The organism is Yokenella regensburgei (assembly GCF_051486985.1).
Lineage (GTDB): Bacteria > Pseudomonadota > Gammaproteobacteria > Enterobacterales > Enterobacteriaceae > CBFFRJ01.
In genome coordinates, this window is record NZ_JAHVDV010000005.1 from 26,016 (window position 1) to 52,923 (window position 26,908).

The 26,908-nt window shown below is 54.4% G+C and carries 29 protein-coding genes; 16 read left to right on the plus strand and 13 right to left on the minus strand.

Annotation, left to right across the window (positions count from 1 at the left end; genetic code table 11):
* The first annotated feature begins 58 nt into the window (after positions 1-58).
* Positions 59-1,174: a PQQ-dependent sugar dehydrogenase gene (locus tag KXR87_RS05395; RefSeq protein WP_437431237.1), complete on the plus strand. Its 1,116-nt coding sequence runs from the start codon at positions 59-61 to the stop codon at positions 1,172-1,174.
* A gap of 18 nt (positions 1,175-1,192) precedes the next feature.
* On the opposite strand, the gene KXR87_RS05400 is transcribed toward KXR87_RS05395, so the two are convergent.
* Positions 1,193-1,819, minus strand: a complete 627-nt coding sequence (locus tag KXR87_RS05400) for a glutathione S-transferase family protein (RefSeq protein ID WP_437431238.1) — start codon at positions 1,817-1,819, stop codon at positions 1,193-1,195.
* A gap of 228 nt (positions 1,820-2,047) precedes the next feature.
* On the opposite strand from KXR87_RS05400, the gene dacC reads away from it, so the two are divergent.
* On the plus strand, positions 2,048-3,250 hold the full coding sequence (dacC, locus tag KXR87_RS05405) for a serine-type D-Ala-D-Ala carboxypeptidase (RefSeq protein ID WP_437431239.1): 1,203 nt from the start codon (positions 2,048-2,050) through the stop codon (positions 3,248-3,250).
* A 36-nt stretch (positions 3,251-3,286) separates the two neighbouring features.
* Here dacC and deoR read toward each other — a convergent pair whose 3' ends face one another.
* Complete coding sequence (gene deoR, locus KXR87_RS05410; RefSeq protein WP_437431240.1) at positions 3,287-4,045, minus strand: DNA-binding transcriptional repressor DeoR; 759 nt, start codon at positions 4,043-4,045, stop codon at positions 3,287-3,289.
* A gap of 66 nt (positions 4,046-4,111) precedes the next feature.
* Positions 4,112-4,720, minus strand: a complete 609-nt coding sequence (gene ybjG, locus KXR87_RS05415; RefSeq protein WP_437431241.1) for an undecaprenyl-diphosphate phosphatase — start codon at positions 4,718-4,720, stop codon at positions 4,112-4,114.
* Between the two features lie 272 nt (positions 4,721-4,992).
* On the opposite strand from ybjG, the gene KXR87_RS05420 reads away from it, so the two are divergent.
* Positions 4,993-6,225, plus strand: coding sequence for an MFS transporter (locus KXR87_RS05420; protein WP_437431242.1), 1,233 nt, complete (start codon positions 4,993-4,995; stop codon positions 6,223-6,225).
* Positions 6,226-6,261: 36 nt separating this feature from the next.
* Here KXR87_RS05420 and KXR87_RS05425 read toward each other — a convergent pair whose 3' ends face one another.
* The gene (locus tag KXR87_RS05425; RefSeq protein ID WP_437431243.1) at positions 6,262-6,522 is read right to left on the minus strand and encodes a hypothetical protein; all 261 of its coding nucleotides are present in this window, start codon (positions 6,520-6,522) and stop codon (positions 6,262-6,264) included.
* Positions 6,523-6,645: 123 nt separating this feature from the next.
* Positions 6,646-7,848, minus strand: coding sequence for an MFS transporter (locus KXR87_RS05430; RefSeq protein WP_437431244.1), 1,203 nt, complete (start codon positions 7,846-7,848; stop codon positions 6,646-6,648).
* 80 nt (positions 7,849-7,928) lie between these two features.
* Here KXR87_RS05430 and KXR87_RS05435 point away from each other — a divergent pair, with 80 nt between their 5' ends.
* Positions 7,929-8,474: a TetR/AcrR family transcriptional regulator gene (locus tag KXR87_RS05435; protein ID WP_437431245.1), complete on the plus strand. Its 546-nt coding sequence runs from the start codon at positions 7,929-7,931 to the stop codon at positions 8,472-8,474.
* Positions 8,475-8,630: 156 nt separating this feature from the next.
* Here the strand turns inward: KXR87_RS05435 and KXR87_RS05440 are convergent, their stop codons facing one another.
* Positions 8,631-10,316, minus strand: coding sequence for an aspartate:alanine antiporter (locus tag KXR87_RS05440; RefSeq protein ID WP_437431246.1), 1,686 nt, complete (start codon positions 10,314-10,316; stop codon positions 8,631-8,633).
* Positions 10,317-10,595: 279 nt separating this feature from the next.
* Here KXR87_RS05440 and KXR87_RS05445 point away from each other — a divergent pair, with 279 nt between their 5' ends.
* Positions 10,596-10,976 carry an inner membrane protein YbjM gene (locus tag KXR87_RS05445; RefSeq protein ID WP_437431247.1) on the plus strand — a complete coding sequence of 127 codons (381 nt, stop codon included), beginning with the start codon at positions 10,596-10,598 and terminating at the stop codon, positions 10,974-10,976.
* A 33-nt stretch (positions 10,977-11,009) separates the two neighbouring features.
* Here KXR87_RS05445 and KXR87_RS05450 read toward each other — a convergent pair whose 3' ends face one another.
* Positions 11,010-11,273 (minus strand): GrxA family glutaredoxin, encoded by a 264-nt coding sequence (locus KXR87_RS05450; RefSeq protein WP_437431248.1) that lies wholly within the window; start codon positions 11,271-11,273, stop codon positions 11,010-11,012.
* 176 nt (positions 11,274-11,449) lie between these two features.
* Here KXR87_RS05450 and nfsA point away from each other — a divergent pair, with 176 nt between their 5' ends.
* The 11 genes from nfsA to KXR87_RS05505 all read left to right on the plus strand — a co-directional run bounded on the left by nfsA (position 11,450) and on the right by KXR87_RS05505 (position 22,249).
* The gene (nfsA, locus tag KXR87_RS05455) at positions 11,450-12,172 is read left to right on the plus strand and encodes a nitroreductase NfsA (RefSeq protein ID WP_437431249.1); all 723 of its coding nucleotides are present in this window, start codon (positions 11,450-11,452) and stop codon (positions 12,170-12,172) included.
* Between the two features lie 72 nt (positions 12,173-12,244).
* Positions 12,245-13,147 carry a 30S ribosomal protein S6--L-glutamate ligase gene (rimK, locus tag KXR87_RS05460; protein WP_437431250.1) on the plus strand — a complete coding sequence of 301 codons (903 nt, stop codon included), beginning with the start codon at positions 12,245-12,247 and terminating at the stop codon, positions 13,145-13,147.
* A gap of 85 nt (positions 13,148-13,232) precedes the next feature.
* On the plus strand, positions 13,233-13,712 hold the full coding sequence (locus KXR87_RS05465; RefSeq protein WP_437431251.1) for a YbjN domain-containing protein: 480 nt from the start codon (positions 13,233-13,235) through the stop codon (positions 13,710-13,712).
* 347 nt (positions 13,713-14,059) lie between these two features.
* Positions 14,060-15,169, plus strand: coding sequence for a spermidine/putrescine ABC transporter substrate-binding protein PotF (gene potF, locus KXR87_RS05470; RefSeq protein ID WP_437431252.1), 1,110 nt, complete (start codon positions 14,060-14,062; stop codon positions 15,167-15,169).
* Positions 15,170-15,306: 137 nt separating this feature from the next.
* Positions 15,307-16,440: a putrescine ABC transporter ATP-binding subunit PotG gene (gene potG, locus KXR87_RS05475; protein ID WP_437431253.1), complete on the plus strand. Its 1,134-nt coding sequence runs from the start codon at positions 15,307-15,309 to the stop codon at positions 16,438-16,440.
* Between the two features lie 9 nt (positions 16,441-16,449).
* Positions 16,450-17,403, plus strand: coding sequence for a putrescine ABC transporter permease PotH (potH, locus tag KXR87_RS05480; RefSeq protein WP_437431254.1), 954 nt, complete (start codon positions 16,450-16,452; stop codon positions 17,401-17,403).
* A complete protein-coding gene (gene potI / locus KXR87_RS05485; protein ID WP_437431255.1) occupies positions 17,400-18,245 on the plus strand; it encodes a putrescine ABC transporter permease PotI in 846 nt (281 codons plus the stop codon). The genes potH and potI overlap by 4 nt, the downstream gene beginning before the upstream one ends.
* Positions 18,246-18,320: 75 nt before the next feature.
* On the plus strand, positions 18,321-18,794 hold the full coding sequence (locus KXR87_RS05490) for a YbjO family protein (RefSeq protein ID WP_437431256.1): 474 nt from the start codon (positions 18,321-18,323) through the stop codon (positions 18,792-18,794).
* A 42-nt stretch (positions 18,795-18,836) separates the two neighbouring features.
* Positions 18,837-19,964, plus strand: coding sequence for a 23S rRNA (uracil(747)-C(5))-methyltransferase RlmC (gene rlmC, locus KXR87_RS05495; RefSeq protein WP_437431257.1), 1,128 nt, complete (start codon positions 18,837-18,839; stop codon positions 19,962-19,964).
* 90 nt (positions 19,965-20,054) lie between these two features.
* A complete protein-coding gene (locus tag KXR87_RS05500) occupies positions 20,055-20,783 on the plus strand; it encodes a response regulator (RefSeq protein ID WP_437431258.1) in 729 nt (242 codons plus the stop codon).
* Positions 20,771-22,249, plus strand: coding sequence for an ATP-binding protein (locus KXR87_RS05505; protein ID WP_437431259.1), 1,479 nt, complete (start codon positions 20,771-20,773; stop codon positions 22,247-22,249). Before KXR87_RS05500 ends, KXR87_RS05505 begins: the two co-directional genes overlap by 13 nt.
* Positions 22,250-22,297: 48 nt before the next feature.
* Here KXR87_RS05505 and artJ read toward each other — a convergent pair whose 3' ends face one another.
* The 6 genes from artJ to KXR87_RS05535 all read right to left on the minus strand — a co-directional run bounded on the left by artJ (position 22,298) and on the right by KXR87_RS05535 (position 26,806).
* Positions 22,298-23,029, minus strand: a complete 732-nt coding sequence (artJ, locus tag KXR87_RS05510) for an arginine ABC transporter substrate-binding protein ArtJ (RefSeq protein ID WP_437431260.1) — start codon at positions 23,027-23,029, stop codon at positions 22,298-22,300.
* Positions 23,030-23,199: 170 nt separating this feature from the next.
* On the minus strand, positions 23,200-23,868 hold the full coding sequence (artM, locus tag KXR87_RS05515; protein WP_437431261.1) for an arginine ABC transporter permease ArtM: 669 nt from the start codon (positions 23,866-23,868) through the stop codon (positions 23,200-23,202).
* The gene (gene artQ, locus KXR87_RS05520) at positions 23,868-24,584 is read right to left on the minus strand and encodes an arginine ABC transporter permease ArtQ (RefSeq protein WP_437431262.1); all 717 of its coding nucleotides are present in this window, start codon (positions 24,582-24,584) and stop codon (positions 23,868-23,870) included. The genes artM and artQ overlap by 1 nt, the downstream gene beginning before the upstream one ends.
* A gap of 5 nt (positions 24,585-24,589) precedes the next feature.
* Positions 24,590-25,321 carry an arginine ABC transporter substrate-binding protein ArtI gene (gene artI / locus KXR87_RS05525; protein WP_437431263.1) on the minus strand — a complete coding sequence of 244 codons (732 nt, stop codon included), beginning with the start codon at positions 25,319-25,321 and terminating at the stop codon, positions 24,590-24,592.
* Positions 25,322-25,340: 19 nt separating this feature from the next.
* Complete coding sequence (gene artP, locus KXR87_RS05530; RefSeq protein ID WP_437431264.1) at positions 25,341-26,069, minus strand: arginine ABC transporter ATP-binding protein ArtP; 729 nt, start codon at positions 26,067-26,069, stop codon at positions 25,341-25,343.
* 221 nt (positions 26,070-26,290) lie between these two features.
* On the minus strand, positions 26,291-26,806 hold the full coding sequence (locus tag KXR87_RS05535) for a lipoprotein (RefSeq protein ID WP_437431265.1): 516 nt from the start codon (positions 26,804-26,806) through the stop codon (positions 26,291-26,293).
* Positions 26,807-26,908: the final 102 nt, after the last annotated feature.

Here is a 26,908-nt window from a genome sequence, read left to right on the forward strand (position 1 = left end):
CCTCCCGCTTGCGCAGGCTGTCTACCCTTTAGGCTAACAACCGCTCAAGGAGTGTGCCATGCGCCGCCACGCTATTTATTTGATACCTACTTTGCTCCTCTCTGCTTCCGTACTGGCGGCCCCTGCGCCGGTGAAGGTTGAGGTGCTGCAAACCAGACTCGATCACCCCTGGTCACTGGCTTTTTTGCCCGAGAATAAGGGGATGTTGATCACCCTGCGGGGCGGTCAGCTTCGCCACTGGCAGGCCGGTAAAGGTCTTTCCGATCCCATTGTTGGTGTGCCGCGCGTGTGGGCAAACGGACAGGGCGGCCTGCTGGATGTGGTGCTGGCACCGGATTTTGCTCAGTCGCGTCGTGTCTGGCTCAGCTATGCCGAAGCGGGCAGCGACGGCAAAGCTGGCACGGCGGTGGGTTACGGGCGGTTGACGGAGGATCTTTCGCGTCTTGAAGCCTTCCAGGTGGTGTTCCGCCAGCAGCCTAAACTCTCTACCGGCAACCACTTTGGCGGCCGCCTTGTCTTTGATGGCAAAGGCTATCTGTGGATTGCGCTCGGCGAGAACAATCAGCGCCCGACCGCCCAGGACCTGGATAAGCTGCAGGGCAAGCTGGTGCGTCTGACCGATGAAGGAAAAGTGCCGCCCGATAATCCCTTCGCCGGACAGTCGGGTAAGCGGCCTGAAATCTGGGCTTACGGCATACGCAATCCGCAGGGCATGGCGATGAACCCCTGGAGCAATGCGCTATGGCTTAACGAGCATGGTCCGCGCGGTGGCGATGAGATAAATATCCCGGAGAAAGGCAAAAACTACGGCTGGCCGCTGGCGACATGGGGCATTAACTACAGCGGATTCGCCATTCCCGAAGCCAAAGGCGAGAAGGTGGAAGGGACTGAGCAACCCATCTTTTACTGGAAGAAATCTCCTGCGGTGAGCGGTATGGCGTTCTACAACGCCACGACGTTCCCGCAGTGGAAAAACAAACTCTTTATTGGTGCCCTTAAGGAGAAGGATGTGATCGTCATGAGCGTGAACGGCAATACGGTGACGGAAGACGGACGGATACTCGGCGATCGTAAACAGCGTATCCGTGATGTGCGCGTCGGGCCGGATGGCTTCCTCTATGTGCTGACGGACGAATCAGACGGTGAACTGCTGAAAGTCAGCCCGGCGGCGTAACTCGCGCCGGGCGCTGCGTCAGGTGACGGGGATCATGACGACGTCACGGAACGGTGGGCGCTGGGTGAGGCGGTGATACCAGCTTTCCAGATGCGGACGCGGTGTCCAGCTCAGGCCCATATTGTAAAGGTTGTAGATGAAGGGGGCGACGGCGATATCACCGGGGCCAAATGCCTCACCTGACAACCACGGCTGCGTTGCCAGCGCATCGTCCAGCAGCGCGAAGAGTTCTTCGCAGGCATTGATCCCGGCCTCGATAGCGGCAGTATCACGTTTTTCCGCCGGGGTACGCACGAGACCGACCAGCAACACGCCATGTTTTGGCGCCAGCGTGCTGAGCGCCCAGTCCATCCACTTCTCGCCTTTTGCGCGTTCAGCGGGCGACTCTGGCCACAGGCGCGCCTGCCCGTATTGGGCACTGAGATAACGCACGATGGTATTGGACTCCCAGAGCACCACGTCGGTTTCGTCATCACGCAATAACGGAACCAGCCCGTTCGGGTTCATCGCCAGATATTCCGCATCACGGTTCAGGCCAAAGGCGCCCCCCGCCAGAATGTGTTCATAGGGTAACTCCAGCTCTTCCAGCGTCCAGCGTACCTTCTTCACGTTAGAAGAATTATTTCTGCCCCACAGTGTGATCATATGACCCCCTTTATGTTCAGCCTCTTCAGATGATAACCATGGTGGGATAAAGTTAACGTTCTGGCAACGATTTACAAAAAAAGTGGCCTGCGTAAGCGCAACATTATGTTATTGCATAAACTTTACTTTTTGGCGCTTTCATTCATCTACGTTATGCGCTATTACTCTCGGCTTGTTGCGGCACGGTGGTGCGACGTTTATTTCAGAATGGATACCTGGGTGGCCTATATGACGCATTTATCTCTCTTTCCACGCGGCCTTGCGGCGGGAGCCGCGCTGATCGTTCTCTTTTCTTCCTCTCTGCACGCGGCTGAGCAAGCCCCTGCTGCGCCGGCAATCGATGCCCGCGCCTGGATCCTGATGGATTACAACAGCGGAAAAGTGCTCACCGAAGGCCATGCAGATGAGAAACTCGACCCGGCGAGCCTGACCAAACTGATGACCAGTTATGTTGTCGGTCAGGCACTTAAGGCCGGAAAAATTCAGTTAACTGACACCGTTACCGTTGGCAAAGACGCCTGGGCCACAGGAAACCCGGCTCTGCGCGGCTCCTCACTGATGTTCCTCAAGCCTGGCGATCAGGTCTCGGTGGCGGATCTCAACAAAGGGGTCATCATTCAGTCGGGTAACGATGCCAGTATTGCCATTGCCGATCATGTGGCCGGTAGCCAGGACGCCTTTGTCAGCCTGATGAACGGCTACGCGACCAAACTTGGCCTGACTAACACCACCTTTAAGACGGTGCATGGTCTGGACGCGCCAGGGCAGTTCAGTACCGCCCGGGATATGGCGCTGCTCGGCAAAGCGCTTATCCATGACGTCCCGGATGAGTACGCCATCCACAAAGAGAAAGAGTTCACCTTTAACAAGATCCGTCAGCCGAACCGCAACCGCCTGTTGTGGAGCACCAGCATGAACGTCGACGGGATGAAAACCGGCACCACAGAGGGGGCCGGTTACAACCTCGTGGCGTCGGCAACCCAGGGCGACATGCGTTTGATTTCGGTAGTGCTGGGGTCGAAAACCGACCGTATCCGCTTTAACGAATCTGAAAAACTGCTCACCTGGGGTTTCCGTTTCTATGAGACCGTCACACCCATTAAACCGGACGCGACCTTCGTCAGCCAGCGCGTCTGGTTCGGCGATCAGAGTGAGGTGAAGCTGGGTGCCGGAGAGGCAGGGTCGGTGACCATTCCGCGTGGTCAACTGAAAAACCTGAAAGCCAGCTACACCCTCACGGAACCAGAACTGAAAGCGCCGCTGAAAAAGGGGCAGGTGGTGGGCACCATAGACTTCCAGCTCAACGGTAAATCCATTGAACAGCGTCCACTGATAGTGATGGAAGCAGTGGAAGAGGGCGGATTCTTTGGCCGGATGTGGGATATGGTGCTGATGAAGTTCCACCAGTGGTTTGGCGGCTGGTTCTCCTGACAATTACAGACCGTGCCGTGACAGGCACGGTCTGCTTCAGTACATCAGTTTGATCTGCTGCGCGTGGGCAAATTCCGCTAAGGCATCGTCAGGGCGGGCGTCACTGACGATGGCGTCGAAGTGGCCCAGCGCACCCATGCAGGCCGGGCGCACTTTGCCGAACTTGCTGTTGTCCACGACCAGCACGTGATATTGCGCACTGGACATGGCCCACTGCTTAAGCGGCAATTCTTCAAGATTGAAACAGGTTACCCCCTGCTCCTGGTGCACTCCCGCCGCCGAATAGAAGGCGATGTCGGGTCGTAAGCAGTTCAGCGTCTCGTTGAAATTGAGCGGCTGAAAAATGGCGTTACTGGCATGGAATTCACCGCCGCTCAGAATGGCCCGGCAGAGGGGCTTTTCCTGCAGCGCGAGAAACGTATTCAGAGAGTAGCAGACGCCGATGAACGGCACCTCGTCCGGAATGGCTTCAATGATCCAGGGCGTGGTGGTACCACAATCGAAAAACACCATCTGATGAGGCAGCACCAGTTTTGCAGCAAGCGCTGCGGCACGTCGCTTCTCGTCGACCAGGCGCGTTTTTTGATCGCTGAGAAGGTAGTGGCTGGCGGTTCGGGGCTCAAGTACGATATAGCCTCCGAGCAGTACAACAGGCGCGCTGTTGGTACTGAGATCGCGGCGAATGGTCATCTCGGACACCCCCAGCAGGGCGGCGGCTTCTTTCAGATGCAGCTTATCACTGCGTTTAAGCGCGGAGAGTAACTGACCGATACGTTCGTCACGTCTTGTTTCCATAGAACCCCTGAGTATAAAGAAAGCCCTGCGCAGAGCAGGGCGTTCATATTACCTTTGCCGTCGGGCTTAGTCACGTACCCAGCCCCGGCGAATGGGGATCGCAAAACAGAGGCGGTAAAGCTGCTGGGTGAGGCGAAGCAGGGTGTGACCGGGGCCATGCCACAACATCTGCGCGGTCAGGCAGCCGCAGAGCGCCACCATCAGCCCGCCGAGCATATCCAGCGGCCAGTGCACGCCAACGTAGACACGGGACCAGGCAATCGCCAGCGCAATTACCATCAGCACCGCGCCGGACCAGATCCTGTGCCAGGCGATAAAGGCGACGGCGAAGGTGAAAATCACCGTGCCGTGATCGCTTGGGAAGGAGTAGTCGGGCGAATGGTGCAGAAAGTTGTAGCCGATATGGTCGACGAACGGACGATTATGGGGAAAAAGATGGCCCAGCAGCCAGGAGAGGGTCATGCTGACCGCCATTGCCATAGCGACTTTGATCACCAGTTGCCGCTGGGCGCGCACCTGATGCCGTGGCCCCCAGAGCCACAGACACACTGCCAGCACCGGCACGATGCCAATGACATCATTAGCAATCGCCCTGGCGGCGCTGATAAGCCAGGCGGGGGAATCGGGAGTGGCATTAATCCACTCGAACAGCGAGGTGTTGAGAGTTTCTAACATACCGTTGACGACGCTTAGCACACGGGCAGTAATGGGAAAACGTTAACCATAAAAGCATGATTACGCAGGGTAAAGTGCTTTTACTTTTCTGAACGCAGAGTTAGAGAATTCTGACGCCAGAAGGTTCATTATTCTGCAACATTAGGTCATGACGCTTAAGCGAACCTTAAGTGGTAAAAAAGTGCTCCCGGCGAACTCAACGGCACAATTCACTATCCCCGTGCAGAGGCTTTGATTACACTCTGCGCGATTTTTTACGTTAAAGAGAAGACATGCAAAAACACTCCCTTTCCGGTCAACGCCTGGGTCGCCAGGCGCTGTTATTTCCGTTGTGTCTGGTTCTGTACGAATTCTCCACCTATATCGCCAACGATATGATTCAGCCCGGTATGTTGACCGTGGTTGAACAATATCAGGCGGGTATCGAGTGGGTGCCAACCTCCATGACCGCCTATCTGGCTGGCGGTATGTTTTTACAGTGGCTGCTGGGGCCGCTGTCGGATCGTGTGGGTCGCCGCCCGGTGATGCTGGCAGGGGTGGTGTGGTTCATTGTGACCTGCCTTGCCACCCTGCTGGCGCAGAACATTGAACAGTTCACCCTGTTACGGTTTTTACAGGGCATCAGCCTCTGTTTTATCGGCGCTGTGGGTTACGCCGCGATTCAGGAATCTTTCGAAGAGGCGGTGTGTATTAAAATCACCGCCCTGATGGCGAATGTGGCCCTGATTGCGCCACTGCTTGGCCCGCTGGTCGGGGCTGCCTGGGTGCATGTCGCTCCCTGGGAGGGCATGTTTGTGCTCTTTGCCGTGCTGGCGGCCGTCGCCTTTGTCGGCTTACAGCGTGCCATGCCGGAGACGGCCACGCGTCTCGGTGAGTCGCTGTCGATGAAAGCACTCTGGCACGATTATGCGCTGGTGATGAAAAATGTGCGCTTTGTGGCGGGGGCGCTGGCGACCGGGTTTGTCAGCCTGCCGTTACTGGCGTGGATTGCCCAGTCACCCATTATCATCATCAATGGTGAGCAGCTGAGTAGTTATGAATATGGGTTGTTACAGGTGCCCATTTTTGGCGCACTGATTGCGGGTAACCTGGTGCTGGCAAAACTGACCTCACGCCGGACGGTCCGTGCGCTGATTATTCTCGGCGGCTGGCCGATTATCGCCGGGTTGATTGTCGCTGCGGTCGCGACAGTGGCCTCATCGCACGCTTATTTGTGGATGACGGCAGGCTTAAGCCTGTACGCCTTCGGTATCGGGCTCGCCAACGCCGGGCTGGTTCGCCTGACGCTTTTCGCCAGCGAGGTGAGCAAAGGGGCTGTGTCGGCAGCAATGGGCATGCTGCAAATGTTTATTTTCACCGTCGGCATAGAGATCAGTAAACATGCCTGGCTGGTGGGTGGTAATGCGCTGTTCAGCCTCTTTAATTTACTCAATGGTCTCTTCTGGCTCGGACTGATGGTGATTTTTCTGCGGGATAAGCGTGTGGGCAATTCACTGGAGGGTTAAGGCTGTTTACATCGCGATGTGAAACAGCCTTAACCGTTAGTGGTGATGGTCATCAATCTGGTGTTCGATAATCATCCCTTCACCCACGCTTGCCAGATGGCGGGCGCGAGGCGCAACGCGCATCACCGGGGCCGGGGTAACGATCTGCGGAGCGACATAGGCTGTCTGTGGTGCGGGAGTGTTCAGGGGTACCAGTTCAATTTTGTAGCCATCAGGCACGTTTACCGTGATGTTTTGCGCCATCGCGCCGCTGGCGAGTGTGGCAAAAAGTGCAAGTGTGAGCAGGGAGCGTTTCATGTTCGCCTCGACAGAGTGAGGTGGCTGACCGGGTGCCAGCCACAAAACCGGACGAAGTATGGGGAATCGCCAGAAGGAAAGTGTTGCCACGCGTGCGGTACTTGAACCTCACGCGCGGTATTCTCATCGCGGTGCTGACGCCATCGGGGTTGCAGGTTTGGCAACCGCTTTAGCAACCAGTGCGGCGACCATGACAAGGCCCAGCACCACCATCATCGCGCTACGTAAACCGTAGTGCTCCCCCAAAAAGCCCAGCAGCGGCGGCCCTACCAGAAAAGCGAGATAACCTGTTGTGGCGACCACGCTGACGCGCGTTGGCGCATCGGGGCCGGTATCGCTCGCCGCAGAGATGGTCAACGGGAAGCCCAGCGACGCCCCCAGCCCCCAGAAAATAACCGACGCTCCGGCAACCCAGGCGTTATCAACGAAGATGATAAGCCCGATACCAAGAGCACCTATCAGTGCGCTGGCGCGAACGACGGTGACGCGGCTGTAGCGATCGATAAACCAGCCGCCAGTAAAGCGCCCGACGGTCATCCCCAGCGTGAAACCCGCATAAATCAGTGAGCCGGAGGTGGGATCAAAGCCATGTCCGTCAACCATCAACAACGGCAACCAGTCGTTCGCTGAGCCTTCTGCAAAGGCCATTGCCAGGACCACCATGCCAATCAGCAGTAGCTGGCTATCGCGCCAGAAGGGCACACCCTGTTTACTGCGTTGTTTATCTTGCGGCGTGTCTTTGCCGGTGCCCTCGGGAATAGCAGAGATAGCCATGACGATGGGCGTAATGGCCACCCCTGCCGCCAACAGGATGTGCAGCGTAGCCGGGGTTCCAAATGCGGTGAGTGTCATCCCAATGCCCGCACCCGCCAGTGTGCCCAGACTGTAGAACCCATGCATCATCGGCAGCACGGTTTTGTTCATCTCACGTTCAACAGCGGCACCTTCGATGTTAATGGCCACTTCGCCTGCGCCCAGGCTGCCGCCAAAGAACGCCAGCCCGATGGCAAACAGGAGCGGCGATGCCAGCCACAGCGCCAGACTCAGAATTGCCATGCCAGCAACGGCCACCGTCATACTGGCGCGAATCACCTTACGTGTCCCAAAGCGTTTAACCAGCCAGCCGGAGGAGAGGATGCCGCTCATTGAGCCCACGGACAGTCCAAACAGCACGGCACCCATTTGTGCTGTCGACACTGACAAAATATCGCGGATCGCCGGGGTTCGCGTGGCCCATGACGCCATCAATAAACCTGGTATGAAGAAGAAGGTAAACAGCGCCCAGAGGCGATGTTTCAGGGCATTACGAGGAGAGATGACAGCCATTACGTCGCATCCTGCAGGGAAAAGTGAGGACAACACTAGCAAGGGTGTGTACATTTGTACATAACTGATTGAGAGGGTGTATGAACAGACGACCGAACGACCCGCATCGACGTGAAAAAATCATCGAAGCGACGCTGGAAGCCATTGCTGAGCATGGGATTCAGGCCGTAACCCACCGTAAAATCGCCAGCCACGCGGACGTGCCCCTCGGCTCCATGACCTACTATTTCACAGGCATCGACGCGCTGCTTGACGAAGCTTTTACCCGATTCACTCAGCAGATGTCGGAACAGTACCAGGCCTTTTTCGACAAGGTAACAAACCAGGCTGAGGCCTGCGATGCCATCACCCGTCTCATCTACAGCGCACAGGTGACCACCCCGCACAATATGGAACTGATGTATCAGCTCTATGCCTTCATGAGCAAAAAGCCGACCTTTAAAAGCGTAATGCAAAACTGGATGCGCACCAGTCAGACCACCCTCGAACAGTGGTTTGACCCAGTCACCGCGCGTGCGCTGGATGCGTTTATTGAAGGGATGACGCTGCACTTTGTGGTGGACAGGGAACCGCTTAAGCGTGAAGACCTGAGGATAATGATTGGGCGGATTGCGGGGGAAAGATGAGTGGCAGAAAACAAAAAACCCATCAACCTTGAACCGAAGTGGCGGGGTTGATGGGCTCCACAAATTGGGGACATCAAAGAAAAGCAGTGGCACTAGTTATGACTGACGCTCTGATAAAAAGTTCTCTGTCTGTCAAAAATAAATGCTACTTCAGAGTTATCCGAGGACAGGCCAGATGATGATGATGAGTGTCCCTGCCAGCGTCAGCAATACGTTGGCGATGGCGTAGGTGCCAGCATAGCCCAGCGCCGGGATGTTACTGCGCGCGGTGTCGCTGATGATCTCCATCGCTGGCGCGCAGGTACGCGCCCCCATCATGGCGCCGAACAGCAGGGCACGGTTCATCTTCAGGACATAGGCGCCGAAGAGGAAACAGATCATCACCGGCACCAGGCTTACTATCAGCCCGGCAATCAGCATCTGCCCGCCAACTTCGCCCAGACCGTTCCCGATGCCGCTGCCTGCGCTAAGCCCCACGCCTGCCATAAACACCATCAGACCAAACTCTTTCACCATGTTCAACGCGCCCTGGGGGATATAGCCGAAAGTAGGGTGGTTGGCACGCAGGAAGCCAAGCATGATACCCGCGAACAACAGGCCTGCGGCATTACCGATGCCAAAGCTGAACGAGCTGAACTGGAAGGTGATCATGCCAATCATCAGGCCGACGATAAAGAAGGCGCAGAAGGCGAGGAGATCTGTCACCTGGCTGTGGATAGAAATAAAGCCGATACGATCGGCAATGGTCTTCACCCGTTTTGCTTCGCCACTCACCTGGAGCACATCGCCTTTATTGAGCACGATATTGTCGTCTATCGGCATCTCAATCTGGCTGCGGATGACGCGGTTGAGGAAACAGCCGTGATCGGTCAGTTTCAGTTGGGCCAGGCGGCGATTAACCACGTTGTGGTTTTTGACCACCACCTCTTCGGTGACAATACGCATATCCAGCAGATCGCGGTCGAACACCTCTTTACCATTACGAAAGCTTGGATCGAGACGGGCGTGCGCGTCCGGATAGCCCACCAGAGAAATTTCATCACCCACCTGCAGTACCGCATCGCCGTCGGGGTTGGCCAGAATGCCGTTGCGGCGAATGCGTTCGATATAACAGCCCGTCTGACGATAGATACCCAGTTCGCGCAGGTTTTTACCATCCGCCCAGGCCACCAGTTCAGGGCCAACGCGATAGGCGCGGATAACCGGCAAATAGACTTTGCGGTTAGTGTCGGTATCGAGGCCACGCTCGCGGGCAATTTGCTGGGCGCTGGTTTGCAGATCCTGATGTTGCAGTTTGGGCATGTAGCGTGACGCCACAATTAAACTCACCAGCCCGATAAGATAGGTCAGGGCGTAACCGAGACTCAAATGATCGAGGGCGCTGGTAAGCTGACTGTTCTCCATTCCCAGATGACGCAGGGTATCGCCTGCGCCAACCAGAACTGGCGTGGAGGTCATAGAGCCTGCAAGCATCCCCGCCGTTAGCCCAATATCCCAACCGAACAGCTTACCCAGGCCAAGCGCGATCAGCAGAGCACTGCCAACTAATACCAGCGCGAGCATGAGATAATTCTTACCATCACGGAAAAAAATTGAAAAAAAGTTTGGTCCGGCTTCCACGCCAACACAAAAAATAAACAGCATAAAACCCAGGTTAAGGGCGTCGGTGTTAATGCTGAAATGCTGCTGACCTAATAATAAGGAAACCACTAAAACGCCAATGGAATTACCGAGTTGTACCGATCCCAGGCGTAATTTTCCCAAACAAAGTCCGAGCGCCAGAACCACAAATAATAACAGTATGTAATTCCCGTTTAACAAATCTGCGACGTTTATATTCACGGAGTCTAACTTCTTGTTTACTTGTAAGCTATTGAAAGAAATGGTTATTTGGGCTAATGTTTTGAGCTGCGGCGGGTGCTGAAAAAATGCGTGCTTCGCCCCGATTTTTACCTCAAAACAATAACTGGTCGCTAGTTTAATCGTAAAGAATTCCAACGGCTAGTAAGAATCAACTATTCCCCTTTGGGCCATTTAGCAGGGATTGCCTTCACGCTTTATCTGACAGGACGTTCTTTTGAACGAATGCGTGTTTGATAGAGAAAAAATCAGGAGGATGGTTTGAAATATAAACAGAGTTTAGCGGGCATCTTCTGCTGCTTTATACTTTTTATCGTCGTTTGTCTGTCGCTGGTAATGAATGTAGACGGTGCGTTTCGGGCATCCGGACATGCGGAGCTGGGGCTACTTTTCTTTATTATTCCGGGCGTAGTGGCTGGTGTTTTTACCCGTCGGCGCAATGTCATGGTGTCGCTCGTCGGCGCTATTCTCGCCGCGCCACTCTGTTTCGTGCTGATGCGACTCTGCTTCACACCGGTCCGCTCCTTCTGGCAGGAGCTGGCATGGCTGTTCAGTGGGCTGTTCTGGTGCTCGCTGGGGGCCTTATGCTACCTGTTTTTAAGTGGGCTCTTCAGCCGGTTATCTTCCCCGCGGGCGCGTTAAGGAGCCTTTGCCCTGCCATCGTCGGTGGCACAGTCAGGCAAACCAGCCGAAATGTTGGCGAATGTATTTGTTGAACTCGCTGGTGCTACCAATGTGCTGTTTATCAATAAAAATTTGCGGTACGGTGTCGATAGATTTGCCCGCCGCCTCTTCCAGCGCTCTGCGGCTGACCCCCTCGGTATGAATGTCGACATAGCGCCACTCGAACCCTTTTTGCTTTTTAGCGATCCGCTCGGCCACTTCTTTTACGCGAGCGCATTGCGGGCAACCCGCACGACCAAATATCACGGCATACATTTTTTCTCTCCATTATCCAGAGGGTAACTGAGGGCATCATGCGTCTTTTCGCGGCGCAGTGAAAACAGGTTATGCCTGTTGTGTTGATGCCCGGAACCTTTCAGAGCAAGTTACGGATAATTCCCGCGACGCGGTTCATTTATAATGGTCGTTTTGCAACTTTTTCAGGGAAACGCATGACACCCACTATCGACCTCCTTTGTCACCACCGTTCGATTCGCCATTTCACCGACCAGCCGGTTACCGATGCACAGCGCGCAGCGATTATTGCGGCGGCCCAGGGCACCTCCAGCTCCAGCTTTTTTCAATGCAGCTCCATTATTCGCATCACGGACACCGCCCTTCGCGAACAGCTGGTGACCCTCACCGGCGGTCAACAGCATGTGGCACAGGCAGCGGAATTCTGGGTGTTTTGCGCCGATTTTAACCGCCATTTGCAGATTTGCCCGGAGGCACAGTTGGGGCTGGCCGAGCAGTTGCTGCTCGGCGTGGTCGATACGGCGATGATGGCCCAGAACGCCCTGACGGCAGCGGAGTCTTTGGGGCTTGGCGGGGTTTATATCGGTGGACTGCGGAACAATATTGAGGCGGTGACCACGCAGCTTAAGCTGCCAGAACATGTGCTGCCGCTGTTTGGTCTCTGCCTCGGCTGGCCTTCGGATAACCCGGACGTGAAACCGCGTTTACCGGCCTCCCTGGTGGTGCATGAAAATAGCTACCAGCCGGTGGACACGCAGACGCTCGCGCAGTACGACGAGGAACTGGCGGCCTATTATCTCTCGCGTGGTAGTAATAATCGTAAGGATACCTGGAGCGACCATATCCGGCGTACCCTTATCAAAGAGAACCGTCCTTTCATTCTCGATTATTTGCACAAACAGGGATGGGCGGTGCGTTAATTCCTATGCATCCGGCACCTTGCTACGTGTATGATACGCGTGCTTTTCCAGCGCTAATCAGAGAGGTGCAGGGTGAAAATTGCCATATTGTCCCGGGACGGAACGCTCTATTCGTGTAAACGTCTGCGTGAAGCCGCCACGTCCCGTGGCCATCAACTCGATATTCTCGATCCACTGTCATGTTATATGAGCATCGATCCTGCTGCCTCTGCCGTGCATTATAAAGGCCGCCAGTTGCCCCACTATGACGCGGTTATCCCGCGCATCGGCTCTGCAATAACCTACTACGGCACGGCATCACTACGGCAGTTTGAAATGCTCGGCAGCTACCCTTTAAATGAATCCGTGGCCATTACGCGCGCCAGAGATAAACTCCGGTCGTTGCAGCTGCTGGCCCGTCAGGGCATCGCGCTGCCGGTTACCGGTATCGCTCACTCCCCGGATGATACCAGTGACCTGATTGCGATGGTCGGTGGTGCGCCACTGGTGGTGAAGCTGGTGGAGGGTACGCAGGGCATCGGCGTGGTGCTGGCAGAGACCCGGCAGGCAGCGGAGAGCGTCATTGATGCGTTTCGCGGTTTGAACGCCCATATTCTGGTCCAGGAATATATAGAAGAGGCCAGAGGTAAAGATATCCGTTGTCTGGTCGTCGGTGATGAAGTGGTAGCGGCTATCGAACGTCAGGCAAAAGAGGGGGATTTTCGCTCAAATCTGCACCGGGGGGGCGTGGCGAGTGTTGCCACTATTACGCCGCGTGAGCGGGAGCTGGCGCTGGCGGCGGTAAAGACCCTTGGGCTGGATGTCGCCGGAGTGGATATCTTACGGGCGCACCGCGGGCCACTGGTGATGGAGGTCAATGCATCGCCGGGCCTTGAAGGCATTGAAAAAACAACCGGTATCGATATTGCGGGCAAAATGCTTCAGTGGATTGAGCGTCACGCCACCCCAGGCTTTTGCCTGAAAACAGGCGGATAGCCGTTTTCCCTTTCGAATCATGGTACATCGCCGGCTTTTTGCGTAAGCTAGGGCATTATTTTCTAAGCAGAGGTTGTGTCGCACTATGGATTCACTTGTTGTCCCTGGTCTGGACACCCTACGTCAATGGCTCGACGAAGCGGGTATTAATTTCTTTGAATGCGATACCTGCCAGGCGTTGCACCTGCCGCATATGCAGAATTTTGATGGGGTGTTTGACGCTAAAATCGATCTCATTAACGATGTCGTGCTCTTTACGGCAATGGCTGAAGTGAAGCCGTCCGCGCTGCTGGCGCTGGCTGCAGATCTCTCTGCCATTAACGCCAGTTCTTTGACGGTGAAAGCATTTATTGATATTCAGGATGATAACCTGCCAAAACTGGTGGTTTGCCAGACATTATCCGTCGCCGCCGGGGTGACCACTCAGCAGTTTGCCTGGTTTATGCAGCAGAGTGAAGAGCAAATTTCGATGGTGATTCTTGAGGCCCGCGCCCATCAACTGCTCTATGTGCCGGAAGAAGACGATAAGTCAGGCGGCGACGAAACGCTCAATTTTCTTCACTAACACCTTGTAACTTAAGCGCAGCCGCTGCCAGAGCGGCTGCATAACAGATATTATTATTCTGCCCTAATCCCTTCCTTCCAGCGTATTCCACCGCCATTCCCGTCAGTTCGGCTTATCCAATAGACAGAATCTGCATAAAAAATTGATAAAAGGCGTTTTTTAATCTGCCCTATAGCCTCTAACCCTGGCTACAGTTATTCTTGCGGTGCTTTGAAAAGCATGCGGCGTCGACCGAAAGATTTTTTCGCTTCGGTGAGTGCAGACTGACAAAATATGCATGAATCTTGCATATCTTAAATGCATACATTTAGTTCGTGTGGTAACGGACTTTCCAGAAGGAATGAGATATGACCGCTTTGAGCAAAAAATGGTTATCAGGTCTTGTTGCGGGTGCATTACTGGCGGTCTCTGCCAGCACACTCGCCGCAGAGCAAAAGACGCTGCATGTTTATAACTGGTCTGATTATATTGCACCGGATACGGTGGCCAATTTCGAAAAAGAGACCGGTATTAAAGTCGTTTATGACGTATTCGATTCCAACGAAGTGCTGGAAGGAAAACTGATGGCTGGCAGCACCGGTTTCGATCTGGTGGTGCCGTCAGCGAGTTTCCTGGAGCGTCAGCTTACCGCCGGCGTGTTCCAGCCGCTTGATAAAAGCAAGCTGCCGAACTGGAAGAACATGGATCCGGACGTGTTAAAGATGGTTGCCAAACACGACCCGGATAACAAATACGCAGTGCCTTATCTGTGGGCCACTACGGGCATCGGTTATAACGTCGATAAAGTCAAAGCGGCTTTGGGTGATGTACCCGTAAACAGCTGGGATCTGGTGTTAAAACCAGAAAATCTGGAAAAACTCAAAAGCTGCGGCGTCTCCTTCCTGGACGCCCCGGAAGAGATCTTCGCCACCGTGCTGAACTACCTCGGTAAAGATCCCAACAGTTCGAAAGCTGATGATTACTCCGTGGCGGCGACCGATCTGCTGCTAAAGCTGCGCCCGAATATTCGCTACTTCCACTCCTCTCAGTACATTAACGATCTGGCTAACGGCGACATTTGTGTGGCGATTGGCTGGGCAGGTGATGTCTGGCAGGCGGCCAACCGGGCCAAAGAAGCCAAAAACGGGGTGAACGTCTCCTACGTCATCCCGAAAGAAGGCGCCCTGGCGTTCTTCGACGTCTTTGCCATGCCAAATGATGCAAAAAATAAAGAAGAAGCCTATCAGTTCCTGAACTATCTGATGCGTCCGGATGTGATTGCCCATGTCAGCGACCACGTATTCTATGCTAACGGTAATAAGGCATCTGTCCCGCTGATCAGCGCCGAGGTACGTGATAACCCGGCTATTTATCCGCCTGCGGATGTGTTTGCCAAACTCTACACGCTGAAGGTGCAGGATCCTAAAATTGATCGCGTGAGAACGCGTGCGTGGACAAAAGTGAAAAGTGGCAAATAAATCAATCAGCTGAATAGCGATTGACCTGCACCAGGGCGGTGCAATTGCCCCATAATGGACAGAGGTCATTGACCTCTGTCCAGTCATTTTTCATCAACCGAAAAAGGCGGTTGATGTTTTTGCCGGAGAGCACTTGAGTGAATGACGCTATCCCCCGCCCACAGGCGAAAACCCCCAAGGCGCTGACGCCTCTGCTGGAAATCCGCAACCTGACCAAGTCGTTTGACGGTCAGCACGCCGTGGATGATGTCAGCCTGACCATCTATAAAGGCGAAATCTTTGCCCTTCTGGGGCCTTCCGGCTGCGGTAAATCTACGTTGCTTCGCATGCTGGCAGGGTTTGAGCTGCCGACGACCGGGCAGATCATGCTTGATGGCGTGGATCTGGCGCATGTGCCGCCCTACCTGCGGCCCATCAATATGATGTTCCAGTCCTACGCGCTCTTTCCTCATATGACCGTCGAGCAGAATATCGCGTTTGGCCTGAAGCAGGACAAACTGCCCAAGGCGGAAATTACCGCCCGCGTCGCCGAAATGCTGAGCCTGGTGCACATGCAGGAGTTCGCCAAACGTAAGCCCCATCAGCTTTCCGGCGGTCAGCGCCAGCGTGTCGCACTGGCACGTAGCCTGGCAAAACGACCCAAGCTTCTTCTGCTTGATGAACCTATGGGCGCGCTGGATAAAAAGCTGCGTGACCGTATGCAGCTTGAAGTGGTGGATATCCTGGAGCGCGTGGGGGTGACCTGCGTGATGGTGACCCATGACCAGGAAGAGGCAATGACCATGGCCGGACGTATTGCCATTATGAACCGTGGTAAGTTCGTGCAGATTGGTGAACCGGAAGAGATCTATGAGCACCCGACCACCCGCTACAGTGCAGAATTTATCGGCTCGGTTAATGTCTTTGAAGGGCTGCTGAAGGCGCGTGAAGAGGACGGTCTGGTTATCGATTCCCCCGGGCTGGTTCATCCGCTGAAAGTGGATGTGGACGCCTCGGTCGTGGACAACGTGCCGGTTTACGTAGCGCTGCGTCCGGAAAAAATCATGCTCTGTGAGGAGCCGCCTGCTGACGGTTATAACTTTGCGGTAGGCGAAGTGGTGCATATCGCCTACCTGGGCGACTTGTCGATTTACCACGTGCGTCTGCAAAGCGGGCAAATGATCAGCGCGCAGCTGCAGAATGCGTATCGCTATCGTAAAGGCATGCCGACCTGGGGCGACGAAGTACGCCTGTGTTGGGAAGCCGACAGCTGTGTGGTTCTGACGGTTTAAGGAGCGGTAATGAGTACACTTGAACCCCCATCCCGCGTTGACAAGCCTGGCGGTTTTCGCCTCTGGCTGGCGCGTTTGCAAATGAAGCACGGGCGCAAGCTGGTTATTGCGCTGCCCTATATCTGGCTGACGCTTCTGTTTTTACTGCCTTTTTTGATTGTTTTTAAAATCAGTCTGGCAGAGATGGCCCGCGCCATTCCGCCCTATACTGACCTGGTAGAGTGGGCAGATAATCAGCTGACCCTCTCCCTTAACTTCAATAACTTCCTGCAACTGACCGACGATCCGCTCTATTTTGAAGCTTATCTTCAGTCGTTACAGGTTGCCGGGATCTCCACCCTTTGTTGCCTGTTGCTGGGTTACCCGATGGCCTGGGCGGTGGCCCACAGTCGGCCTTCAACACGTAATATTTTACTGTTACTGGTGTTGTTGCCTTCCTGGACGTCGTTCCTTATTCGCGTGTATGCGTGGATGGGGATTTTGAAAAGCAACGGCGTATTGAATAACGTCTTAATATGGCTAGGGGTTATCGATCAGCCGCTGGCGATTTTGCACACTAATCTGGCGGTGTACATCGGCATTGTGTATGCCTATCTGCCGTTTATGGTGTTACCTATTTACACCGCACTGACGCGCATCGATTACTCGCTGGTGGAGGCGTCACTGGATTTAGGCGCGCGTCCGCTGAAAACATTCTTCAGCGTTATTGTTCCACTGACCAAAGGTGGCATTATCGCGGGGTCAATGTTGGTGTTTATTCCGGCGGTAGGGGAGTTTGTTATCCCGGAACTGCTCGGTGGCCCGGACAGCATCATGATTGGCCGCGTGCTCTGGCAGGAATTCTTTAACAACCGTGACTGGCCTGTGGCCTCAGCGGTCGCCATTATCATGCTGCTGCTGCTCATCGTGCCCATTATGTGGTTCCATAAACATCAGCAAAAACAGATGGGAGAGGGGGCATGAACAACTTACCGGTAGTGCGCTCGCCGTGGCGTATCCTGATTCTGGTGCTTGGGTTTACCTTCCTCTATGCCCCTATGCTGATGCTGGTCATCTACTCGTTTAACAGCTCAAGGCTTGTGACCGTCTGGGCAGGATGGTCCACACGCTGGTATGGCGAGCTGTTTCGTGATGACGCGATGATGAGTGCGGTGGGCCTGAGCCTGACGATTGCGGCATGTGCCGCCACGATGGCGGCGGTACTGGGGACCATCGCTGCGGTTGTTATGGTGCGTTTCGGCCGTTTTCGTGGATCGAATGGTTTTGCGTTTATGATAACCGCACCCCTGGTGATGCCAGATGTGATTACCGGGCTGTCACTACTGTTGCTCTTTGTGGCGCTGGCCCATGCCATCGGCTGGCCTGCCGATCGTGGCATGCTCACTATCTGGCTGGCCCATGTCACCTTTTGTACCGCCTATGTGGCGGTGGTTATCTCATCACGTCTTCGCGAGCTTGACCGCTCCATCGAAGAGGCGGCGATGGATCTGGGTGCTACGCCGTTGAAGGTCTTTTTCATTATCACTCTGCCGATGCTGATGCCAGCGATCGTTTCCGGCTGGCTGCTGGCCTTCACGCTGTCGCTGGATGACCTGGTCATTGCCAGTTTTGTTTCCGGCCCTGGCGCCACCACACTGCCGATGCTGGTGTTCTCCAGCGTGCGTATGGGGGTTAACCCGGAAATCAACGCCCTGGCCTCGCTTATCCTCGGTGTGGTTGGCATTGTTGGTTTTATCGCCTGGTGTCTGATGGCACGTGCTGAAAAGCAACGTATCAGAGATATCCAGCGTGCAAGACGGGGATAATGGCTCTAGAATCTTAAAAGTTGTGTCGCAGATGCCGCGCCTGTCGCGGCATCTATTCACAGGGAACAGTACCGATTGGGATTCTTTACTAAAACACGCCACACCCATGCCCGCCCGAATATTCCGGCGTTAGTCCAGGTCGCGGCCATCGCCATCATCTCTATCCGGTGTGTCGACTTCATAATGATTTTTATGACGCTCGGGCCACAGGGGCTGGTTGAATTCGTGCAGCGTAGCGCCCAGACCTGGGCATTAACCCTGATTTTCTTTGGCAGCCTGGTGCTGGTTTTTGTCGAAATACTCTGTGCGTTTTCAGTGGTTAAAGGGAGAAGCTGGGCGCGGTGGGTCTATTTACTGACGCAGATTATCGCCGGCGGCTATTTATGGGCGGCCTCGCTGGGTTACGGCTACCCTGAACTCTTTAGCATTCCCGGTGAGTCGAAGCGCGAGATTTTTCAGACGCTACTCCTGCAAAAGGTGCCTTCTCTGCTCGCGCTGTTTTTGCTCTTTATTCCTTCTCCCAGTCGGCGCTTTTTCCGTCTGCAATAACGATGGTACAATCCCGCCCCCCGCAAAACAGAAGGCTTTACTATGCAGTGCGCACATTATGACGCCGGACGCTGTCGTTCCTGCCAATGGATCGAGCAGCCGGTCTCTGAACAATTAACCACGAGGATGACCGATCTGCGAGCGCTGCTGGCGGGCCTTCCCGTTGCGGAGTGGCGCACGCCTGTCAGCGGTCCTGAAAAAGGCTTTCGTAATAAAGCAAAAATGGTGGTTAGCGGCAGCGTCGAAAAGCCACTGCTGGGTATGCTGCATCGGGATGGCACGCCGGTCGACCTTAGCGATTGCCCGCTCTATCCTGCTGCTTTCTCTCTGGCGTTCGCTGCAATCAAACCCTTTATCGCCCGTGCCGGTTTAACGCCTTACAACGTTGAACGCAGGCGCGGCGAGCTGAAATATCTTCTGCTTACCGAAAGCCAGCACACCGGCGGGATGATGCTGCGCTTTGTGCTGCGTTCTGAATCCAGGCTTGAGCAACTGCGGGCGGCGCTGCCGTGGCTGCAGGCGCAACTGCCACAGCTGCGCGTCATTTCGGTCAATATTCAGCCGGTGCATATGGCCATAATGGAAGGGGAAAAAGAGATTTTTCTCACTGAGGAGCGCACCCTGGCAGAATGTTTTAATGATGTACCCTTATGGATCCGTCCTCAAAGCTTCTTCCAGACTAACCCAACGGTGGCGAGCGCATTATACGCAACGGCCAGAGAGTGGGTCAGGGCGCTGCCGGTCCGGCATATGTGGGATCTTTTCTGCGGTGTGGGCGGGTTTGGTTTGCACTGTGCCACACCGGAAATGACCCTGACCGGCATTGAGATCTCCCAGGAAGCTATTGCCAGCGCGAAACGTTCTGCTGAGCAACTGGGTCTCACTCGTCTGCATTTTCAGGCTCTCGACTCTACGGCATTTGCCACCGATCAGGGTGAAGTACCGGATCTGGTATTGGTGAATCCGCCGCGCCGGGGCATAGGCAAAACTTTATGTGACTACCTGAGCCAGATGCAACCGCCGTTTATTGTCTACTCCAGTTGTAATGCGCAGACCATGGCGAACGATTTTCACCTGCTGCCCGGCTACCGTATTGAGCGGGTACAGCTCTTTGATATGTTCCCCCACACCGCGCATTATGAAGTGCTGACGCTTTTAGTACGTAAATAATCTTCTTTGCGAAATCTATAACGAATTTGTGACAACTTCCTGCCCGGTTATTCGTTAATCTTAGCTATATGGCCTTAACCGGAACGGACGATGGATAGCGCAAAAAAAATACTGCTGGTCGAAGACGATCGGGATATTGCTGAACTGTTGCAACTCAACCTGCGGGATGAGGGCTTTCAGATAGTTCATCAGGAGGATGGCGCACAGGCGCTGCGTGAGCTGGACAGAACCGACTGGGACGCCGTGATCCTGGATCTGATGCTGCCGAACGTGGATGGCCTTGAGATCTGCCGCCGCATCCGGCAGATGACCCGTTATCTTCCGGTGATCATCATCAGCGCCCGATCCAGTGAAACTCACCGCGTACTCGGCCTTGAGATGGGGGCTGACGATTATCTGGCGAAGCCTTTTTCGGTGCTGGAGCTGGTGGCCAGGGTAAAAGCGCTCTTTCGCAGACAGGAAGCGATGGGGCGCAATATTCGCCACGGAATGGGCAGCATAGCCTGCCACGATCTCACTATCGACCCGCTTCCGCGTGAAGTGCGTCTGCGTGGCGAGCTGGTGGATTTAACCCCCCGCGAATTTGATCTCCTCTACTGGTTTGCCCGTCATCCCGGCGAGATCTTCTCCCGGCTGGCGCTGCTGGAGCAGGTATGGGGCTATCAGCACGAAGGCTATGAGCATACGGTCAACACCCACATTAATCGCCTGCGGATGAAAATCGAAAAGGACGCTGCCGCGCCGGAAATCATTCTCACCGTCTGGGGAAAAGGCTATAAGTTTTCGCCAAATCCGGAGGAGAGCGAATGCAACGTCTGAGCCTGAGCCAGCGCCTGACGCTGGTGTTTACCGCTTTGTTGCTGTTATGTGCAGCGGCTGCCTGCTCGCTGCAACTCTACAGCACTACCCGTTATGGCGACGCTATGGTTCAGCGGCTCTCCGCAGGGCTTGCTCAACAAATTGCCAGAAGCGAGTCGCTGCTCGACAGGCAGGGTCAGGTTAATCGTGAGGCGCTGAAATCGCTGTTTGACCGGTTAATGACCCTGAACCCGAGCGTGGAGCTGTATATGGTTTCGCCTGACGGTATTTTACTGGCGGATGCGGCACCCGAAGGGCATATCAAACGTGAACGTATAAACCTCGCGCCGGTGCAGGCATTTCTGGCCGGCGCGGAGTGGCCCGTCTATGGCGACGATCCCCGCAGCAGTGATAAGCAAAAAGTGTTCAGCGTGTCGCCGGTGCGGGTAGAGGGGCAACTGCACGGCTATCTTTATATTATTCTGCAGGGAGAGGCCCTGGACGCGCTTGCCGACAGCGCCTGGCAACATGCGTTATGGCGCGCAATGTTATGGTCGCTGCTGCTGGTTGCGGCGCTCGGCCTGCTTGCAGGGGGGGTAGCCTGGTGGTGGATCACCCGCCCGGTCAGGATGCTGACGCGTGAAGTCAGCGCGCTGGAGCAGGAAAGTATCATTGCCATCAAACGCGTGGCGGAACAGCCACTCGATCCCGCTGCAGGCAACGAAGTGGCCGTGTTACAAAATGCCTTTATTGAGTTGTCCCGCAAGGTCGCCAGTCAGTGGGATGCGCTGGCTGATAACGATCGTCAGCGGCGGGAGTTTGTTGCTAACATCTCGCATGATTTGCGTACGCCGCTGACCGCACTGTTGGGTTATCTGGAAACGCTGTCGGTGAAAGCCGATTATCTGACGCCGGAAGAGTCCAAACACTATCTGAGCATTGCGATGCGTCAGGGCAACAAAGTGCGGCATCTGTCGCAACAGTTATTTGAACTGGCCAGACTCGAACATGGGGGCATAAAACCGCAGCCGGAATCTTTTGTGATGGCCGAGCTGGTGCAGGATGTGGCGCAAAAGTTTGATTTAATGGCCGAAACGCGGGCTATCCGTATCCACCTTGAGCTGCCAGTGGGGCTTGCGCAGGCTTATGCCGACCTCTCGATGATGGAGAGGGTGCTGACCAACCTGCTCGATAACGCCATCCGACATACCCCTGATGGAGGCATTATTACCCTTCGGACCCGGCAGGAAGCAGAACAACTGGTGGTGGAAATCGAAGACAGCGGCGCGGGTATACCGATGGAGCTTCGTGCCAGCCTGTTCCAACGGCCCTCTGTTCTGGATAAACCCAGGGCGGGCGAGTCACGGGGTGGTCTGGGTCTGATGATTGTAAGAAGAATGCTGCAACTGCATGGCGGGGATATTCAACTGGTGGATGTACGAACCGGTGCCTGTTTCCGGTTTTCACTGCCGCTTCCCCGCGGATAACAGGCAAAAAAAAGCCGCATCATGCGGCTTTTTTACTGTTAAATCAGCTTACTGTGGGAACCACTGGTCGCTGATTTTCTGATAGGTACCATCAGCTTTGATTGCCGCCAGCGCGCCGTTCAGTTTTTCCAGCAAGGCTTTGTTGTCCGGACGCACGGCGATCCCAAGACCGGTGCCAAAGTACTGCGGGTCGGTTACTTTCGGCGTCGCGGTGCCCAGCTGCGGGTTGGTTTTCAGCCACTCATTCACCACGGCAGTATCACCAAATACGCCATCGATACGCCCGTTTTTCAGGTCGATAATCGCATTCTGGTAGCTGTCATACGCCACGGTTTTCACTTCAGGATGTTTATCCTGCAAATATTTCTGGTGAGTGGTGCCGTTTTCCATGCCGATACGCTTGCCCTTAAGATCTTCAAAGGATTTGAACGCATCTTTTTTGGCAATAACCAGCGCGGAGTTGGCATAGTAAGGCTCAGTAAAGGAAACCTGCTTGCTACGCTCCGGGGTAATGTCCATACCTGAGATCACCGCATCATATTTTTTGAATTTGAGGGCAGGGATCAGGCTGTCGAAAGCATGATTGGTAAAGGTGCAGTCGGCCTGCATCTGTTTGCAAAGCGCCGTTGCCAGGTCGATATCGAAGCCCACAATCTTGTTGTTCGCATCCATGGATTCAAACGGCGGGTAGGTAGCAGAAACACCAAAGTTAATTTTTTCAGCGGCTGTCGCACCGGCAGCGAAGGTGGCGAGTACTGCGGCCAGAATCAATTTTTTCATCACTGGAACTCCTGTCTGTCAATCTTATTGTGGTTGCCGTGTTGTGGGCATGGGGCTAACAATGCCAGTTAATGAATTAGTATGCAATATATATGCTTAAATATTTTTTATTGTGGATAAAAAAAGCGAGAACTTAATAAGTTACTCGCTTTTTGAATATTATTTATGCATTAATTACGCCGTTCGAACGCTAGTGCTTTACGCTCAATCAGTCGCATCATTAACGTCAGTAGACCATTCACGATAAGGTAAATCACTCCCGCTGCGCCGAACACCATCACATCGTAGGTGCGTCCGTACAGCAACTGCCCGTGACCCATTACCTCCATTAAGGTAATGGTGTAAGCGAGCGAGGTACTTTTGAATACCAGCACCACTTCGTTCGAATAGGACGAGAGGGCGCGCTTGAAGGCGTACGGCAACAGAATGGCCAGGGTATCTTTTTTACTCATGCCCAGAGCGCTACAGGACTGCCATTGACCCTCCGGAATGGCGCGGATTGCACCGTGGAACAACAGGGTCGTGTAAGCCGCACTGTTAAGCGACAGCGCGAGCAGCGCGCAAAGCCAGGGTTCCGACAACAGATGCCAGATGACCGGATACTCCTGCAACACCGGAAACTGACCTGGGCCATAGTAGATGAGAAAGATCTGTACCAGCAGCGGCGTGCCCGTAAACAGGGTGATATAACCGCGCACAATCCAGAACAGAACCGGCGTTTTCAGCGTCAGAATGATAGTAAAGAGCAGCGAGAGGATCAGTGCCACTACCAGAGATGCTGCCGTCAGCGTGAGGCTGGTATGCAGACCCTTGAGTAATTCAGGGAAAAATTCAAGCATCAGCCAGGCCTCCGTTCAAAGCGCGTTGCACGCAGGTCAATGCGTTTGAGTATCCATTGGCTGATAAGGGTAACCACCAGATAAATAGCCGCCGCCACAATGTACCAGGTGAAGGGCTCCTGGGTACGGGTGGCAATACTTTTCGTCTGCAACATCAGGTCATTCACGCTGATAAGTGACACCAGCGCGGTATCTTTCAACAGCACAAGCCACTGGTTACCCAGGCCTGGCAGTGCGTGACGCCACATCTGCGGCATCACCAGGCGGAAGAAGATAGCGCTTTTCGACAGCCCAAGCGCCTGCCCGGACTCCCACTGGCCCTGAGGCACCGCTTTCAGGGCACCTCGCAGCGTCTGAGAGGCATACGCTGAATAGAGCAGCGACAGGGCAATAACGCCGCACAGGAAAGGACTGACATCGAAGTTTTCGATCGCCAGTTGCACCGGGATCTCGACAAACCCGAGATGAATGTTGAAACCGTCAGAGAGAATAAGCAGCAGCTGTGACGAGCCAAAATAGATAAACAGGACAACCAGAATTTCTGGCAGGCCGCGTAAAATGGTCACCAGCGCCGTGCCAGCCCAGGCTACCGGACGCCACTTCGCTGATTCCCATACCGCAAAGATCATCGCCAGCACCAGGCCTATGATCAGGGCGCAAACGGCAAGGCCGACGGTCATCCCGGCGGCGCTTACTAAAGGAAAAAATTCGTTCATTCAGATTACTTCTGGAACCATTTGCTGTAGATGGTTTCGTAAGTGCCATCTTTCTTCACTTTTTCCAGCGCGGCATTGAATTTCTGCTGCAGCTCCGTATTACCCTGACGCACCGCAATGCCCAGACCAGTACCGAAGTAGGCTTTGTCCGTCACTTTGTCGCCCACTGCGGCCAGTTTATCGTTGGCCTTAAGCCATTCGGTCACGACGGCAGTATCACCAAATACGGCGTCAATACGGCCATTTTGCAGATCCAGTTTGGCATTCTGGTAGCTGTCATAGGGGACAGTGGTAATTTCCGGGTGTTTATCGTTGATGAATTTCTGATGCGTGGTGCCGTTCTGTACACCCACTTTCTTGCCTTTAAGGGCATCAATACTGGTGTATTTACCGCTCTGCCCAACGAACAGGGCGGAGTTGTCATAATAAGGCGTCGTAAAGAGCACCTGTTTTTCACGCTCTGGGGTGATATCCATTCCTGCCATCACGGCGTCAAAACGACGGAATTTCAGGCTTGGAATCAGGCTGTCAAATGCCTGGTTAGTGAAGGTACAGGTTGCATCAATCTCTTTACACAAGGCGTTGGCCAGATCGACGTCAAAACCAACAATTTTATTATTAGCATCGGTCGACTCAAACGGAGGGTAGCTGGCTTCAGTGGCGAAACGGATAGTCTGGGCAGCGGAGACGCTCAGGCTGACGCTGGCAAGCAGTGCGGCAATCAGAACTTTTTTCATTGTTATTTCCCCAAATAAATCAGTGAGATAAGTAGTATTTGAACGCGTCGGTTTGCGGCGAGGTAAAGCAGCTCGCATCCCCTTGTTCGACAATATGGCCGTTTTCCATGTAGACCACGCGGCTGGCGGTCTTACGTGCTACTTCAACTTCGTGGGTCACGATAACCTGCGTGATACCCGTTTCCGCCAGCTCACGAATAATGCTGACAATCTGGGCAGTAATTTCCGGATCCAGTGCGGCAGTGGGTTCATCAAATAACAGCACCTGGGGCTCCATCATCAGCGCACGGGCGATCGCCACACGCTGCTGTTGGCCGCCAGAAAGGTGCAGGGGATAACGGTCGCTGTAAGGCTTAAGGCGTAAACGCTCCAGCAGTTTATCGGCCCGCGCGAGCGCCTGATCTTTGCTTAACCCCAGCACACGGCATGGTGCTTCAATCAGGTTTTGCACGACGGTCAGGTGTGGCCAGAGGTTATATTGCTGGAAAACCATACCCACATTCTGACGCAGATCGCGAATCGCCTTATCAGAAGGTGTTTTGGCAAAATCGAAGTGATTGCCTGCAATAGTGAGCTGGCCTGAACGAGGCTGCTCAAGCAGATTCAACACGCGTAGCAGAGAGCTTTTACCTGCGCCGCTGGGACCAAGAAGCACCAGCGTTTCGCCCTGGGGACATTCAAGGGTGATGTCAAAGAGCGCCTGGTGTGCGCCATAGAAGCAGTTAATGCCGTTTAATTTTATACTCATCGAGGCAATCTAATAGCAATTGAGGCCGCAAATAGTAACGTTCGCAGAATAGTTATGCAATATTTGTGCGTTAAAACTTAAATATAAACCGCCGCACTCAATAAAGTTAGCACAAAATACCGGAGCTCGAGGTAAGCAGGAATAAATGTCGGCATTCACGCCGGAATGCCAGACATTTTGCGGGGTTTAAGCGGGATTTATCGTATTTACGCCTCAGCTCGCTATCGGTGCTCAACAGACTGGCGCAAAGTTCCGGCGGGAGCATGAGCAGCGCCGCCAAGGTAGCGAACGTCATCTACTGCCCAGCACTGGCCTTCTCTGATCATCAGCACCTCATCCTGCCACGTCTGGCTGCCCTGGGTCAGGGTTACGCGCAAAGGAATGTTACGTGCATCGGTATTGGGGATGGTGGATGCGCTGGCGACGCTGGCTTTTTCTGGCATGACCGTGCGGCTGGAGAAGGGGTCCGATCGCAGCAGCGCTGTGTTTCGATTATCCCGGCTTGCCGCCGTTAGCATGGCTGCCAAATCGTCGCTCAGGTAAGGTCGCAGTGCCGACAGGTCATTGCTGTGATGCTCAATACGAAAATCGTAAAATTTCTGTGCCACCGTGTCCGGGCCCCCTTCGATGCATGGACCGCTACGGGTGCCGATGTCCTTGTAAGCCGGCGGGACAGTGGTACAGGCGCTGAGCAGCAACGCACAGGGTAAAGCGAGAGTCAGAGCAGAATAGCGCATAATGATTTCCTTATTTTCGCTTCGGATTTAACTTCCTTTCAAGAATAGTGTATTGCTTCGATAATGTGTGAAGTACCGCACTTGAAGCCTAAAAGGAGAACC

Coding starts and splice junctions, on each gene's coding strand:
- potI (WP_437431255.1), top strand. CDS start 17,400: ATGAACAACTTACCGGTAGTGCGCTCGCCGTGGCGTATCCTGATTCTG.
- KXR87_RS05500 (WP_437431258.1), top strand. CDS start 20,055: ATGGATAGCGCAAAAAAAATACTGCTGGTCGAAGACGATCGGGATATT.
- artM (WP_437431261.1), bottom strand. CDS start 23,868: ATGCTTGAATTTTTCCCTGAATTACTCAAGGGTCTGCATACCAGCCTC.
- dacC (WP_437431239.1), top strand. CDS start 2,048: ATGACGCATTTATCTCTCTTTCCACGCGGCCTTGCGGCGGGAGCCGCG.
- ybjG (WP_437431241.1), bottom strand. CDS start 4,720: ATGTTAGAAACTCTCAACACCTCGCTGTTCGAGTGGATTAATGCCACT.
- artP (WP_437431264.1), bottom strand. CDS start 26,069: ATGAGTATAAAATTAAACGGCATTAACTGCTTCTATGGCGCACACCAG.
- KXR87_RS05450 (WP_437431248.1), bottom strand. CDS start 11,273: ATGTATGCCGTGATATTTGGTCGTGCGGGTTGCCCGCAATGCGCTCGC.
- artI (WP_437431263.1), bottom strand. CDS start 25,321: ATGAAAAAAGTTCTGATTGCCGCACTGCTTGCCAGCGTCAGCCTGAGC.
- rlmC (WP_437431257.1), top strand. CDS start 18,837: ATGCAGTGCGCACATTATGACGCCGGACGCTGTCGTTCCTGCCAATGG.
- deoR (WP_437431240.1), bottom strand. CDS start 4,045: ATGGAAACAAGACGTGACGAACGTATCGGTCAGTTACTCTCCGCGCTT.
- KXR87_RS05430 (WP_437431244.1), bottom strand. CDS start 7,848: ATGGCTGTCATCTCTCCTCGTAATGCCCTGAAACATCGCCTCTGGGCG.
- KXR87_RS05400 (WP_437431238.1), bottom strand. CDS start 1,819: ATGATCACACTGTGGGGCAGAAATAATTCTTCTAACGTGAAGAAGGTA.
- KXR87_RS05535 (WP_437431265.1), bottom strand. CDS start 26,806: ATGCGCTATTCTGCTCTGACTCTCGCTTTACCCTGTGCGTTGCTGCTC.
- nfsA (WP_437431249.1), top strand. CDS start 11,450: ATGACACCCACTATCGACCTCCTTTGTCACCACCGTTCGATTCGCCAT.
- artJ (WP_437431260.1), bottom strand. CDS start 23,029: ATGAAAAAATTGATTCTGGCCGCAGTACTCGCCACCTTCGCTGCCGGT.
- KXR87_RS05395 (WP_437431237.1), top strand. CDS start 59: ATGCGCCGCCACGCTATTTATTTGATACCTACTTTGCTCCTCTCTGCT.
- potF (WP_437431252.1), top strand. CDS start 14,060: ATGACCGCTTTGAGCAAAAAATGGTTATCAGGTCTTGTTGCGGGTGCA.
- KXR87_RS05435 (WP_437431245.1), top strand. CDS start 7,929: ATGAACAGACGACCGAACGACCCGCATCGACGTGAAAAAATCATCGAA.
- KXR87_RS05420 (WP_437431242.1), top strand. CDS start 4,993: ATGCAAAAACACTCCCTTTCCGGTCAACGCCTGGGTCGCCAGGCGCTG.
- KXR87_RS05425 (WP_437431243.1), bottom strand. CDS start 6,522: ATGAAACGCTCCCTGCTCACACTTGCACTTTTTGCCACACTCGCCAGC.
- artQ (WP_437431262.1), bottom strand. CDS start 24,584: ATGAACGAATTTTTTCCTTTAGTAAGCGCCGCCGGGATGACCGTCGGC.
- KXR87_RS05505 (WP_437431259.1), top strand. CDS start 20,771: ATGCAACGTCTGAGCCTGAGCCAGCGCCTGACGCTGGTGTTTACCGCT.
- potH (WP_437431254.1), top strand. CDS start 16,450: ATGAGTACACTTGAACCCCCATCCCGCGTTGACAAGCCTGGCGGTTTT.
- KXR87_RS05465 (WP_437431251.1), top strand. CDS start 13,233: ATGGATTCACTTGTTGTCCCTGGTCTGGACACCCTACGTCAATGGCTC.